The following is an 11,961-nucleotide window of genomic DNA, read 5'->3' as shown; positions in this document are numbered from 1 at the left end:
GTCCAGGCCGGCCCTGACCGGCCCTGACCGGTCCTGAAGCCAGGATCAGGGCCACAGGAGGTCGGTGGACCAGGAGTCGCCCGAGCGCCGGTAGCTCAGGCGGGTGTGGCGGCGGGCGCCGTCGCCCTGGAAGAACTCCACCTCGTCCGGGCGCAGCCGGTACAGCGTCCAGGTCGGGGACTTCGCCGCCGGGTCGCGGCGGGCCTCTTCCCAGGCGGCCTCCGAGGCTCGCGCCAGCTCCTCGACCGAGGCCAGGATCTCGCTCTGCCTGCCGGTCAGGGCGGCCGCCAGGGCGCCCGTGGAGCGGGCGTGCAGGTCGGCCTGGGCCTCCTCGGAGGGCGCCGAGGTGACCGGGCCGCGCACCCGGACCTGGCGGCCGAGGACGGGCCAGTAGAAGGTGAGGGCCGCGTAGGGGCGGGCGGCGAGCTGGCGGCCCTTGCGGCTGGTGGCGTGGGACGCGAAGGACCAGCCGTCCGCGTCCGCGCCGTGCAGCATCACGACGCGGGCGTCCGGCAGGCCGTCCTCGTCGGCGGTGGCGAGGGTCGGGGTGTGCGGCTCCCGCTCGCCCGCCGCCACCGCCTCGGCGAGCCACCGCGTGAAGAGGGGGAGCGGTTCGGCGGGCGCCGCCTCCGGGTCGAAGGGCGGCAGCTCCGTCACCTCCGGGTCCCACACCCGCAGCGTCCTCAGCAGTTCGTGCAGATCCTTGGCCATGCACCGAGTATCCGGTCAGTGCCGGGCGAACTGGACCCCGGTCGGCTGCACCACGTTCGCCCGGACGGCGATCCCCTCGACGGTGTGCTGCTCGCCGTAGATGTCGGTGAGCCGGATCGGGCCGCCGCAGCCGGCGCCCTGCTCGGAGAGGAAGTAGTTGTAGCCGGTGCGCGCCAGCCGGGTCCAGCCCGCGCTCGTGCGGACCTCCAGACGGGCCAGCGGGTTGCGGTGGCCGATCGCCTGGATGCCGCACCAGTACTGGGTGGAACCGGTCTTGTAGCGGATCGAGACGGTGTCGGACGTGGCCGGGCTCAGCAGGCTCCAGGTGATCGGGATCCGGCCCGTCACGAGCGGCGCCAGCTTGGCGAAGGCCTGCTGACTGAGGTCGATCTGGCCGACCGCGCAGGGCGCCGGGCACTCGTTGGTGATGCGGACCGTCACGGACGCCCCGCTCGCCGCGCGGACGGACACGTACGCGCCGCACGCCTTCGACGTCTCGTAGTCGGCGGTGTTCATCGCCGCGGTCATGACGTCGGACGTCGGGCCGTAGGAGCAGGAGCCGTCGCCGTCGCCGATGTCGTAGGCGGTGGCGACCCCGGTGTAGGCGGTTCCGGGGCTGATGCGTCCGGCCGACGGCGCGGTGCCGGAGGCCGGGCGGGCGGCGGACCCGGCCGCGGGCCGCGAGGACGGCGTGGCCGAGGCGGTGGGCTTGCCGGTCGGGTTCGGACTGCCGGAAGCCCTGGGGGACTTCGACGACGACGGTGCGGGCGACGGCGACGCGGACGCGGACGCCGCCTGGCTCGCCGTGGGAGTCCCGCTCAGTCCGGCGCCGGCCGCCGGCTCGACCGTCCGTGCCCCGTCGTCGCCCCCGCCGCCGGGGCGGAAGGCCACGACCAGGGACACCAGGAGCGCGACGGCGGCCACGGCCACCAGGGCGACGACGGGGACGCGACGGCCCGAGCGCCGCTGCGGGCGGCGGGAACGTCGGTGCGAGGAGGGTGCCACGGAGGGATCCTTACGGGAGTCGGCGGAGCACGTCCGGCAGCCGGCTCCACAGAGGCGCGCCGCCTGCCGTCTCCCAGTGGCCGCCGGACGCGGAAAGGTTGCCGTCCGCCTTCTCCGCGCAGGGCCACGGGTCCGCCCAGGCGGACGGCGGTGAGGTGCCAGGCGGCCCGGATGGCCGGGGGCCACTCAGTCCCGCCCCAGCACCACCGTCCCCGAGGAGCAGAACCAGCCGCCGGTCGCCGAGGCCACGCCCAGGCGGGGCGGTTCGCCGTCGCGTCCGCGCGTCTGGCGTGCGCCCGCCTCGCCCCGCAGTTGCCGTACCGCTTCGACCAGCAGGAACAGGCCGCGCATGCCCGGGTGTTGGGCCGACAGTCCGCCTCCGTCCGTGTTCACGGGCAGCTCTCCGCCCGTCACCCGGAGCCTGCCCTTCTCCACGAACGGGCCGCCCTCGCCCTTGGCGCAGAAGCCCAGGTCCTCCAGCGTCACCAGGGTCATGTAGGTGAACGCGTCGTAGATCTCGGCGAAGTCCATCTCGTCCGGGCGCAGTCCGGCGCGTTCGAAGGCCAGACGGCCGCTCGTCGCCGCCGGGGAGAGCGTGAAGTCGTCCCACTCGGACATCGAGGCGTGCGACACGTGCTCCCCGGTCCCGAGGATCCACACCGGCGCGGTGCGGCAGTCGCGTACGTACTCCGCGGCCGCCAGCAGGACCGCCGCCCCGCCGTCCGAGCGCAGACAGCAGTGCAGTCTCGTGAACGGGTCGGCGATCATCGGGCCCGACAGGACGTCGTCGACCGTGATCGGGTCGCGGAACATCGCCTCGGGGTTGAGGGCCGCGTTCGCCCTCGTCTGCACCGCGACCTGCGCCAACTGCTCGATCGTCGTGCCGTACCGGTGCATGTGGCGGCGGGCGGCCATCGCGTACTTGGCGATCAGGGTGTGCCCGTAGGGGGCCTCGAACTGGAGCGGGCCGCCGGCGCCGAAGGCGAAGGCGCCGGTGCGGCGGCCCGCCCTGACGTCGGCCCGGGGCGTCGCGCCGTACGCCAGCAGGACGGCGTTCGCGTGCCCGGCGGCGATCGCGTCGGCCGCGTGCGCCGCCATGACCTCCCAGGTCGCGCCGCCCACCGAGGTGGAGTCGACCCAGGTGGGGCGCAGGCCCAGGTAGTCGGCCAGTTCGACCGGGGCGAGCGTGCCCAGGCCGGCGGAGGCGAAGCCGTCCACCGCCGCGCGTTCCAGCCCCGCGTCCGCCAGCGCCCGGCGGGCCGCCTGGGCGTGCAGGGCGTAGGGGCTCGCGTCGTCCACCCGACCGCAGTCGGAGAGCGCGACGCCGACGACGGCCACGTTTCGGGTTCCCGCTGCCATGAGAGGCCACCTCCCTCTGTGCATCTCGTTCCCGGACTCCTAATATGACGCACCGTCAGATCTGGAGGAAGGGGCGGCCATGGACCCCGGCTTCACCGCCGAACAGGACGAGATCCGCCGCACACTGCGCGAACTGCTCCACAAACGCTGCGGCCCCGAGGAGCTGCGCGCCGCCCTCGACACCCCCGCCGGACACGATGCCGCCCTGTGGACCGCCCTGGCCGAACAGCTCGGACTGCCCGGCCTCGCCCTCCCGGAGGCCTACGGCGGCGTCGGCTGCCCCACCACCGACCTCGCCCTCGCCGCCGAGGAAACCGGCCGGGTCCTCGCCCCCACCCCGCTGCTCGCGACCTCCGTCCTCACCGCACCCCTGATCCTCGCCCTCGGCTCCGACGCCCAGCGCGCCCGTCTGCTCCCGCGGATCGCCGACGGCACGCTGACCGCCGCCCTCGCCGTCCCCGCACCGGCCCTCGCCACCGCCCTCGCCCTGACCGGGGAGGGCGGCGACTGGTCCGGCGGGGGACGCGCGGGGGGCGTGCAGGCCCGGCCGGCCGACGGCGGCTGGCGGCTGTACGGGGAGGCCGCGCAGGTGCTCGACGGGCACAGCGCCGGGCTGCTCGCGGTCGCCGCGCACACCGGGGGATTCGTACGGTCGCGGACCCTGCTGTTCCTGGTGGCGGGGGACGCCGCCGGAGTCGTCCGGAACCGGCAGACCGCTCTCGACGCGACCAGGCCGCAGGCGCGCGTGCAGCTCCGGCACGTCGGGGCCGAGCTGCTGGGGGACGAGCGGGCCGACGTCCCGCACGCCCTGGCCGGCGCCGGCGACCGCGCCGCCGCCTTCCTCGCCTGCGAGGCCGTGGGGGCCGCCGGGCGGGTGCTGGAGCGGACCGTGGAATACCTCGGGCAGCGCGTCCAGTTCGGGCGGCCGATCGGCTCGTTCCAGGCGGTGCAGCACCGGCTGGCGGACGTCTACGTGCAGCTCCAGGCGGCCCGGTCCGCCGCCTACTACGCCGCGTGGGCGACCGGCGCGCCCGGCGGCGGGGAGGAACGCGTCGGCGGGCTCGCGCTCGCCCAGGCCTTGGAGGCGCTGCGTCTCGCCGCCGCCGAGGGCGTCCAGCTGCACGGCGGAATCGGTTTCACCTGGGAGCACGAGGCCCACCTGTACTTCAAGCGGGCCGCGGGCGACGAGCTGCTGTTCGGGCCCGTACACCGGCTGCGTGCCCACGCCGCCGAGCGGGCGGCCCTGTTCACACGGACGGAGGTGACGGTGTGATCGGCGTCCGGGTGGTGCAGAAGGTCTCCTCGACGCGCGCCTTCGCGAAGGTCGCCCCGCGGGTGATCCCCGCGCTCGACCGGGCCGTCCACCGGCTCACCCGGGGCAAGGTGCTGCTCAGCGCCCAGATGCTGCCGGGGGTGATCCTGACCGCCACCGGGGCGAGGAGCGGTGCGCCCCGCCGGACGCCGCTGGCCTGCATGCCCGAGCCCGGCGGCCGGAGCTGGCTCCTCGTCGGCTCCAACTTCGGGCGCACCGGGCACCCCGCCTGGACGGCCAACCTCCTCGCCCACCCCGACGCCGAGATCAGCTGGAAGGGCGCCGACGTCCCGGTCAGAGCACGGCTCCTGGCGGGGGAGGAGCGGGCGGCGGTGTGGAAGGAGCTGCTGGCTTTCTGGCCCCCGTACGCGACGTACCAGGCGCGGGTGGAGCGCGAGATCCGGGTCTTCCGGCTCACGCCGAGAACCCCTGAGCCGCCTGACCGGCCCGCCTGACCCGCTCGATCCCGGCGTACCGCCCTAGAACGCCCGCTGGATCAGCAGGAACGCCCCGATGCCCAGCATCGCCGCGCCCGAGGTGCGGGTCACCGCGCGGGCCGCCGCTGGGCGGGCGCCCAGCAGCCTGCGGGCCAGGACGCCCACCGTCAGGTAGACGGCGGCGCAGCACGCCATGTGCAGCACGCCGAGGACGGCCGTCTGGGCGGCGACCGGGAGACGGCCGCCCCCGGCGACGGCGCCGGTCCCCGCCCCGTCTCCCGTGGCGAGGAACTGCGGCAGCACCGAGAGGTAGAGGAGCAGGCCCTTGGGATTCAGCCCGCTGATCGTGGCCCCGCGCAGGAACACCCGCGTCCCGCCCGCCGCGCCGGTCGCGTCCGGGTGGACCTCCGCACCGGCCTGCGGGATCCCCGGCCGGCGCAGCACCCCCCAGCCCAGCCACACCAGGTAGGCCGCGCCCGCCGCCGTCAGGCCGGTGAGCAGGGCGGGCGAGCCCGCGACCAGGACGGCGAGGCCCGCCGCCGCCAGCGCCGTGTGCAGGGCGTACCCGCTGACCAGGCCGGTCACCGCCGCGCCGACCGAGCGGCCGCGCAGCCCCGCGGAGATCACGTAGGCCCAGTCGGCGCCCGGCACGCAGACCAGCAGCAGGTCGACGGCGAGGAAGGAGATCAGCGTTGCGGAGTCCATGACGGGGACATTAGGCGCGATGCGGCCGAAAGTGTTCCCGATGTTTTCACGGAACACGGTGATATGAGGGAAGATTCGCCTCATGGACGACGTCGACCGGAAGATTCTTGCCGAGCTCCAGCAGGACGGGCGGCTGACCGTGACCGAGCTGGCCGCGCGGGTGCGGCTGAGCGTCTCGCCGTGCCACCGGCGGCTGCGGGAGCTGGAGCGGTCCGGGGCGATCAGCGGCTACCGGGCGACGGTGGAGCCGGCCGCCGTCGGGCTGACCTTCGAGGCCCTGGTCTTCGTCTCCATGCGGCAGGAGGACCGGGACACGGTCGCCGAGTTCGAGCGGGCGGTGGGCGAGGTGGAGCACGTGCTGGACGCACAGCGGCTGTTCGGTGAGCCCGACTACCTGCTGCGGGTGGCCACCGCCGACCTCGCGGCCTTCCAGCGGCTCTACGACGAGCGGCTCGCCACGCTGCCGGGCGTGCAGCGGCTGACGTCGACGCTGGTCATGAAGCACGTGGTGAAGGACAGGGCGCTGCCCGCATAGCGCGACAGGCGGCGGCCCGACCGGACGAAGGACCGGTGAACCGCCGCCCGACAGACAGGACTTGAGCGTAAGAGTGGTGCGCCGTCGCAGGCTTCGCCGCTATTTCGTCGGCTTCTTCCCGGTGATGCCCAGGTGCACCAGCAGCGCCAGGTTCGGCTTGAGCTCAGCCTGCTTGACGCCCCACGTCTGAAAGCCCTTCTGGTGCGAGGCGACGGCCGCGAGCATCGCGACGAGCGCTCCGGCGACCGCGGCCGGGTTCACGTCCTTGTCGACCCGGCCCTTGGACTGCAGCTCCGCGACCGCGTCCGAGAGGGAGTTGTTCACCGAATTGAGGATCTTCATGCGGAGTTTGTAGAAGCGCTTGTCGCCTTCGGCCGCGCCCAGGTCGACGACGCGCAGGATCGCGTCGTTCTTCCGCCAGAACTCCAGGAAGCCGTCCACGAGTTCCTGAGCGGTCTGCCAGCCCGCCTTGCCGACCCAGGAACGCCCGGCGACCAGATCGGTCAACTCGGCCCCCTCCGCGGCCATTTGCTCGGCGATCTCCAGGACGGCGCCCTCGACGTCCGGGAAGTACTGGTAGAAGGTCGCGGGTGAAGTGCCCGCCTTCCGGGCGACATCGATGACCTTGACGTCCCGGTAGGGAGAGGAGCTGAGCATCTCGCTGAGGCAGTCGAGCAGCTTCTGCCGCGTCGCCTGCCCGCGCCGACCGGCCACGCGGCCGTCGACGGTACGCACTTGTCCTGTCATGCCGTCAGCTTACCGAGGGGTGATGGGAGCGCGATTCGGCCGACTGCAAATGGGGTGCGCGGGGGCGCGGAGGCGGCTGTGCCTGGTCTGCGGGTTGCGTGAAGCGCCGTTAGTTTGGCTCCATGGCCGAAAACAGGGCATCGGTGTACGCAGAGGGCGTCCCCTGCTGGGTGGACGCGCAGCTCCCCGACGTGGACGCGGGCAAGCGGTTCTACGGTGAGCTCTTCGGGTGGACCTTCGAGGAGCGCCCGGAAGGCCTCGGGCACTCCGTGTGGGCCGAGCTGGACGGCGAGCCCGTCGCCGCGCTGGCCCACAAGGCCGACGGCCGGATGCCCACCGTCTGGACCGTGTACTTCGCCACCCCGGACGCCGAGGCGACCTCCCGGCGGATCCAGATGGCCGGCGGCCAGCTCGTGACGGCCCCGATGCCGGTGGGCCGCCTGGGGGTCGCCGCCCTCGCCGCCGACCCCGAGGCCGCCGTCTTCGGGCTCTGGCAGTCCGCCGACCACCCGGGCTTCGGCGTCCGCCACCGGGCCGGCGCCTTCGCCTGGGCGCAGCTCTACGCCCGGGACACCGAGGCCGCCAACACGTTCTACGGGCATCTCTTCCACGAGGCGCTCTTCGGCCCCGGCGCGGCCCCCGACTTCGGCCGCGCCCCGGTCGCGGACGTCTTCCCGGAGATGATGCCGCCGCACTTCCTGGTCCACTTCGGCGTGGAGGACTGCGAGGCGGCGCTGGGGGCGGTGATGCGGCTGGGCGGGCGGGTGCAGGCGGGTCCGTTCACCGCCTCGTACGGCACGGTGGCCGTCGTCACCGACAATCAGGGGGCGTCGTTCGCACTGTTGCAGCGTTGAACGGGGGTGCCGGACAGCCTTCTCACCGGCGGGTTCGTCCCGCGGTGAGGATTTTTTGCCCGCATATGGAATGAGACACCCCGATTGGCCCCGGGTTCGCAACCGGCCGTCCGGCCAGGAAGAATCGGGGTGCGTGCCGCCACGGCGGTGCGGTGGTGAGACGCTGCACGGGGCCGTGTACACAAGTGGGTGGCGCGGCCCGTACGGGGAGGTGGCAGGCAAGTGGTGGATCAGCTGACGCAGCACGATCCTCGACGGATCGGGCCGTTCGAGGTGCTGGGACGGCTGGGTGCCGGCGGCATGGGGCTGGTCTATCTGGCACGTTCGGCCTCGGGCCGGCGCGTGGCGATCAAGACGGTCCGCACGGAGCTCGCCGAGGACCAGCTCTTCCGCGTGCGCTTCACGCGCGAGGTGGAGGCGGCCAGGGCGGTCTCCGGCTTCTACACGGCCGCGGTCGTCGACGCCGATCCGCGTGCCGCCGTGCCCTGGCTGGCCACCGCGTACGTCCCCGCGCCCTCCCTCGAAGAGATAGTGAACGACTGCGGGCCGATGCCGGCCCAGGCGGTGCGCTGGCTGGCGGCGGGCGTCGCGGAGGCCCTCCAGTCGATCCACGGCGCGGGGCTGGTCCACCGTGACCTGAAACCGTCCAACGTGCTCGTGGTGGAGGACGGCCCCCGGGTGATCGACTTCGGCATCGCGTCCGGCGTCTCGAACACCCGTCTGACGATGACCAACGTGGCCGTCGGCACCCCCGCCTACATGTCGCCCGAGCAGGCGAAGGACTCACGCAGCGTGACCGGCGCGAGCGACGTCTTCTCGCTCGGCTCGATGCTCGTCTTCGCCGCCACCGGACACCCGCCCTTCCACGGCGCCAACCCGGTCGAGACGGTCTTCATGCTGCTGCGCGAGGGCCCGGACCTGGAGGGACTCCCCGACGAGCTGCGTCCGCTCATCGAGTCCTGTATGCAGATGGACGCCACGGCCCGCCCCAACCCGGCCGACCTGCAGGCCCAGCTCGCCCCCCACCTCTTCGGCTCCGGCTCCGACGACAGCGGCACCGCGTCGGCGTGGCTGCCCGAGAAGGCGGTCGCCCTCATCGAGACGCGCCGTGGCGGCCGGCAGGCGAAGCCGGCTCCGGTGAGCCCGCGCGGTGGCGGTGGCGGTGGTGGTGGTGGCGTGGGGCTCGGCCGGGGCAACATGCCGGCCGTGCCGCCCCCGCCGTCCCACGATCCTGTGGTGCTCGCCCGGACGGCCCAGCCGCCCGTGGCCGTCGGCGCCCCCGACACCGGTCCCGTCCGGCTGGCGGGCGCGGCCGTGCCGATCGGGCCCGGGCCGCGCGTCGCCGACGTGCGCGCCACGGCCGCCGTGAAGGCGCCGGTCGCCGAGCCCGGCCTGGTCGCCAACTGGTCCCGCCTGCACGCCGGCGTCAACGGCGCCGACACGGCCGTCCCGGCCGCCCAGGGCGCGCCCGCGGAGACCCCGGCGGGCTGGCGGCCCTGGCGGTTCCGCATGTCGAACGACGTGTGGGGGACCCCCGCGGTGGCCGGCGACCTGGTGTACGTCACCTCCTTCGAGGTGCACGCCCTGGACGTGGCCACCGGCCGGCGCCGTTTCAAGACCCGGGACGTGGCCTGGTCGATGGCGGTCGCGGACGGCCGCGTGCACGCCTCCGACGGGCCCACGCTGTTCGCCCTCGACGCCCGCGAGGGGGCCGACCTGTGGCGGCTGTCGACGGAGGCCTGGGTGTACTCGCTCAAGGCCGACCGGGGCACGGTCGTCACCGGCACGCGCGGCGGCGGCGTCCAGGGCTGGGAGGCCTCCAACGGGCGCAAGCTCTGGGAGATCTCCGGTTGCCAGACCGACTTCGAGTCCCCGGAGGCCGGCCCGGTCCTGCACGAGGGCACGGTCTTCGTCTGGCAGGACGCCCGGCTCAGAGCCCTGGACGCCCGCACCGGCGAGGAGCGCTGGTCGTACCCCATCGGCGACACCGCCTCCTGCGCCGGCGTCCCGGTCCGTGTCACCCCCGCCTCCGACGGCTACGTCTATCTCTCGGCCGGCACCCGCGTTCTCGCCGTCGACATCGCGAGCGGCATGGTGCGCTGGCACTTCGAGGCGCCGGCGGTCTTCCTGTCCCCGCCCGCCTTCGTGCCCGGCCCGGCGGTCACCGGCGGCGGCGTCTACCTCGCCGACTACCTCGGCACGGTGTACGCCATCGACGCCACCGACGGCCGCGACCGCTGGCGCATCGCCACGGAGGCACGCTCCTGCGTGGACCCCGTGCTGGTGGCCGCCGGCCACGTGCACGTCGGCAGCGGCAAGGGGCTCTACACCCTGGACGCGGTCACCGGCACGCCCAAGTGGCGCTTCCAGGCGGGCGGCGACATCGTGGGCGCCCCGGCGGTCGCGGAGGGCCGGATCCACTTCGGCTCGACGGACCACCTGCTGTACACCCTGAAGGCCGACGACGGCCGGCTGCGCTGGAAGCTGGCGACCGGCGGCGAGATCACCGGCTCCCCGGTGGTCCGCGACGGCGTCGTGTACGCCTGCAGCAAGGACCGCTGCGTCTACGCGCTCGACGCGGAGAAGGGCACCGGCACCGCGCGGACGGCGTGAGCCGGTCGTCCCCACGGCGGCGGCGGCCGCCACCGCCGGGGACGGGCCGGTGCCCCGGCGGTGACATGGCTGTGACAGGCATTGCTTACGCTGTCCTTATGGATCGACGGGGGCACGGACTCAGGTTCACCGCGGTGGCGGTGTTCGTCGTACTGGCGCTGACCGGCTTCTCGTCGGGGAGGCACCACGGCCACGGCAGCAGTCACAGCGGCGGCGGGTGCAGCAGTTCGGGCCAGGACCACGACAGCTCGTCGTCGAGCGGCGGCACCTCCGGATCGCGCTACCACGACTACGACGATGACGACGACTACACGGGCGGCGCCTCGGGCAGCGGCGGGTCGTCCAGCTCGTCCAGCTCGTCCACGGCGCTCCAGGACGCCACCGTCCGCCTGATCGACTGCGCGACGCCGAGCAGGGCCTACGCCACCGTCGAGGTCGCCAACCCGAACGCGACCGGCGCCCGCTTCACCGTGACCGTCGCCTTCCTCGACGCCCGGTCAGAGCGGGTGGAGGAGGGGACCGAGGACGCGTACGTCGCCGGGAACGACACGACGACGGTCCAGGTCGACCTGTCCTCCCCGGGCGACGCGGCGAAGGTCGATCACTGCGACCCGGAACCCCACGCACCGGCGGACTGACCGGACGCCTCTCACGGGACCGACGCCTCCGCCACAGGCACGTCCGCCCCCACCGTCTTGCCCAGGGGCAGCCGGGGAGCCGACCCCCACCGCACGGCCAGCGCGTCCACCAGGAGCAGTCCTCGACCGGACCCGCCCTCGGGGCACGGCGAGGGCGCGACGGCGGGCGGCCGGCTCGCGGAGGCGGCGTCGGCCACCTCGACACGGACCAGGCCCGCGGCGGCGTCGAAGGCGAGCCGGAGGCCGAAGTCCCTCGGTGCGGGCGGTGGCCATCGGGCAGGACGCGGCGCACGTGGTGCCGGGCCTGTTGCAGACGTGCTGCCCCACGGTGGTCAGCGGATCCTCAGAAGCCCGGAACGCTGCGTACGTTCCGCTCAGCGACATCGGGCAGGAACCGCGCGACAGTGACGAAATCGGCGTCGTCGTGCAGGACGACCAGGCCATGGTGCGCGGCGGTGGCACAGATCATCAGGTCGAGTGGGCCGGCCGCGCCGAGGGCTCCTCGCTCGGCGAGCGTGTACTGGGCCGCGTCGACCCAGTCCCACAACCGCTTCGGCAGCGGCACGTCAGGGTAGAGATCGGTGAACATCTGCCCCATGGCCTCGTACTCCACGGCGTCGCGGGCCGAGCGCCGGAACTCGGCCCGCTGGGCGGCGCACGAGCCGATGGCCCGGAGCGTGGTGGTCTCCAGCCACGCGTCCCTCAGCTGCTCCTCACGCAGCAGGCGCCACAGGCCCGAGGAGTCGAGCAGGTAGTGGATCACGCACCGCCCTGCTTGTCCTCGGCGCGGTGCCGCTGCCAGCCGTCGTGGTCCCACTGCTGGGCGGCGCGGAAGTGCTTGGCCACGAGTGCGGCCCGCTCATGGCGTTCGGCGTACTCGCGGAGGGCAGCATTGACCACGTCCTTCTTGGTGCCGCCGCCGGCGACGCGCATGGCCTTCTCCAGGGCGTCGTCATCAAGATCGATCGTCGTCACGCTCATACTGGACTCCTTTATTCAAGAGCAACATCGATTGTATATATCCACCGCCGATCTGTGCGCTTCA

Annotated in this window: 14 protein-coding genes; 6 read left to right on the top strand and 8 right to left on the bottom strand. The window is 73.8% G+C overall.

The annotated features are described in order from the left end of the window. Positions 1-45: 45 nt before the first annotated feature. The 3 genes from ACFVYK_RS09855 to ACFVYK_RS09845 form a co-directional block, all read right to left on the bottom strand. Positions 46-711: a pyridoxal 5'-phosphate synthase gene (locus tag ACFVYK_RS09855; RefSeq protein ID WP_389770857.1), complete on the bottom strand. Its 666-nt coding sequence runs from the start codon at positions 709-711 to the stop codon at positions 46-48. Positions 712-726: 15 nt separating this feature from the next. Next, the gene (locus ACFVYK_RS09850; RefSeq protein WP_389770854.1) at positions 727-1,716 is read right to left on the bottom strand and encodes an expansin EXLX1 family cellulose-binding protein; all 990 of its coding nucleotides are present in this window, start codon (positions 1,714-1,716) and stop codon (positions 727-729) included. A 186-nt stretch (positions 1,717-1,902) separates the two neighbouring features. Next, entirely contained in the window at positions 1,903-3,075 is a 1,173-nt protein-coding gene (locus ACFVYK_RS09845; protein WP_389770852.1) for an acetyl-CoA acetyltransferase, read from the bottom strand. Between the two features lie 79 nt (positions 3,076-3,154). Between ACFVYK_RS09845 and ACFVYK_RS09840 the strand changes: the two genes are divergently transcribed. Further along, entirely contained in the window at positions 3,155-4,348 is a 1,194-nt protein-coding gene (locus ACFVYK_RS09840; RefSeq protein ID WP_389770849.1) for an acyl-CoA dehydrogenase family protein, read from the top strand. Beyond that, on the top strand, positions 4,345-4,842 hold the full coding sequence (locus ACFVYK_RS09835; RefSeq protein ID WP_389770847.1) for a nitroreductase family deazaflavin-dependent oxidoreductase: 498 nt from the start codon (positions 4,345-4,347) through the stop codon (positions 4,840-4,842). The genes ACFVYK_RS09840 and ACFVYK_RS09835 overlap by 4 nt, the downstream gene beginning before the upstream one ends. 24 nt (positions 4,843-4,866) lie before the next feature. Here the strand turns inward: ACFVYK_RS09835 and ACFVYK_RS09830 are convergent, their stop codons facing one another. Then, positions 4,867-5,529: a LysE family translocator gene (locus ACFVYK_RS09830; RefSeq protein ID WP_389770845.1), complete on the bottom strand. Its 663-nt coding sequence runs from the start codon at positions 5,527-5,529 to the stop codon at positions 4,867-4,869. Positions 5,530-5,611: 82 nt separating this feature from the next. Between ACFVYK_RS09830 and ACFVYK_RS09825 the strand changes: the two genes are divergently transcribed. Then, positions 5,612-6,064, top strand: coding sequence for an Lrp/AsnC family transcriptional regulator (locus tag ACFVYK_RS09825; protein ID WP_256920992.1), 453 nt, complete (start codon positions 5,612-5,614; stop codon positions 6,062-6,064). A gap of 99 nt (positions 6,065-6,163) precedes the next feature. Here the strand turns inward: ACFVYK_RS09825 and ACFVYK_RS09820 are convergent, their stop codons facing one another. After that, positions 6,164-6,799 (bottom strand): TetR family transcriptional regulator, encoded by a 636-nt coding sequence (locus tag ACFVYK_RS09820; protein ID WP_389771001.1) that lies wholly within the window; start codon positions 6,797-6,799, stop codon positions 6,164-6,166. 134 nt (positions 6,800-6,933) lie between these two features. On the opposite strand from ACFVYK_RS09820, the gene ACFVYK_RS09815 reads away from it, so the two are divergent. From ACFVYK_RS09815 to ACFVYK_RS09805, 3 genes are all read left to right on the top strand, one after another. Beyond that, entirely contained in the window at positions 6,934-7,665 is a 732-nt protein-coding gene (locus ACFVYK_RS09815; protein WP_389770841.1) for a VOC family protein, read from the top strand. Between the two features lie 222 nt (positions 7,666-7,887). After that, on the top strand, positions 7,888-10,278 hold the full coding sequence (locus tag ACFVYK_RS09810) for a PQQ-binding-like beta-propeller repeat protein (protein WP_389770839.1): 2,391 nt from the start codon (positions 7,888-7,890) through the stop codon (positions 10,276-10,278). A 98-nt stretch (positions 10,279-10,376) separates the two neighbouring features. Then, complete coding sequence (locus tag ACFVYK_RS09805) at positions 10,377-10,916, top strand: hypothetical protein (RefSeq protein WP_389770836.1); 540 nt, start codon at positions 10,377-10,379, stop codon at positions 10,914-10,916. 11 nt (positions 10,917-10,927) lie between these two features. Here the strand turns inward: ACFVYK_RS09805 and ACFVYK_RS09800 are convergent, their stop codons facing one another. The 3 genes from ACFVYK_RS09800 to ACFVYK_RS09790 form a co-directional block, all read right to left on the bottom strand. After that, entirely contained in the window at positions 10,928-11,113 is a 186-nt protein-coding gene (locus ACFVYK_RS09800; RefSeq protein WP_389770833.1) for a hypothetical protein, read from the bottom strand. A 146-nt stretch (positions 11,114-11,259) separates the two neighbouring features. After that, complete coding sequence (locus ACFVYK_RS09795) at positions 11,260-11,679, bottom strand: PIN domain-containing protein (RefSeq protein WP_389770831.1); 420 nt, start codon at positions 11,677-11,679, stop codon at positions 11,260-11,262. Then, positions 11,676-11,897, bottom strand: a complete 222-nt coding sequence (locus ACFVYK_RS09790) for a type II toxin-antitoxin system VapB family antitoxin (RefSeq protein WP_389770829.1) — start codon at positions 11,895-11,897, stop codon at positions 11,676-11,678. The genes ACFVYK_RS09795 and ACFVYK_RS09790 overlap by 4 nt, the downstream gene beginning before the upstream one ends. Between the last annotated feature and the right edge of the window lie 64 nt (positions 11,898-11,961).

The sequence above is a fragment of the Streptomyces sp. NPDC058291 genome (genome assembly GCF_042880855.1).
Classification (GTDB): domain Bacteria; phylum Actinomycetota; class Actinomycetes; order Streptomycetales; family Streptomycetaceae; genus Streptomyces.
This window is presented reverse-complemented; position numbering and strand designations above follow the sequence as displayed.

Coding starts and splice junctions, on each gene's coding strand:
- ACFVYK_RS09855 (WP_389770857.1), bottom strand. CDS start 711: ATGGCCAAGGATCTGCACGAACTGCTGAGGACGCTGCGGGTGTGGGAC.
- ACFVYK_RS09845 (WP_389770852.1), bottom strand. CDS start 3,075: ATGGCAGCGGGAACCCGAAACGTGGCCGTCGTCGGCGTCGCGCTCTCC.
- ACFVYK_RS09840 (WP_389770849.1), top strand. CDS start 3,155: ATGGACCCCGGCTTCACCGCCGAACAGGACGAGATCCGCCGCACACTG.
- ACFVYK_RS09830 (WP_389770845.1), bottom strand. CDS start 5,529: ATGGACTCCGCAACGCTGATCTCCTTCCTCGCCGTCGACCTGCTGCTG.
- ACFVYK_RS09825 (WP_256920992.1), top strand. CDS start 5,612: ATGGACGACGTCGACCGGAAGATTCTTGCCGAGCTCCAGCAGGACGGG.
- ACFVYK_RS09815 (WP_389770841.1), top strand. CDS start 6,934: ATGGCCGAAAACAGGGCATCGGTGTACGCAGAGGGCGTCCCCTGCTGG.
- ACFVYK_RS09805 (WP_389770836.1), top strand. CDS start 10,377: ATGGATCGACGGGGGCACGGACTCAGGTTCACCGCGGTGGCGGTGTTC.
- ACFVYK_RS09790 (WP_389770829.1), bottom strand. CDS start 11,897: ATGAGCGTGACGACGATCGATCTTGATGACGACGCCCTGGAGAAGGCC.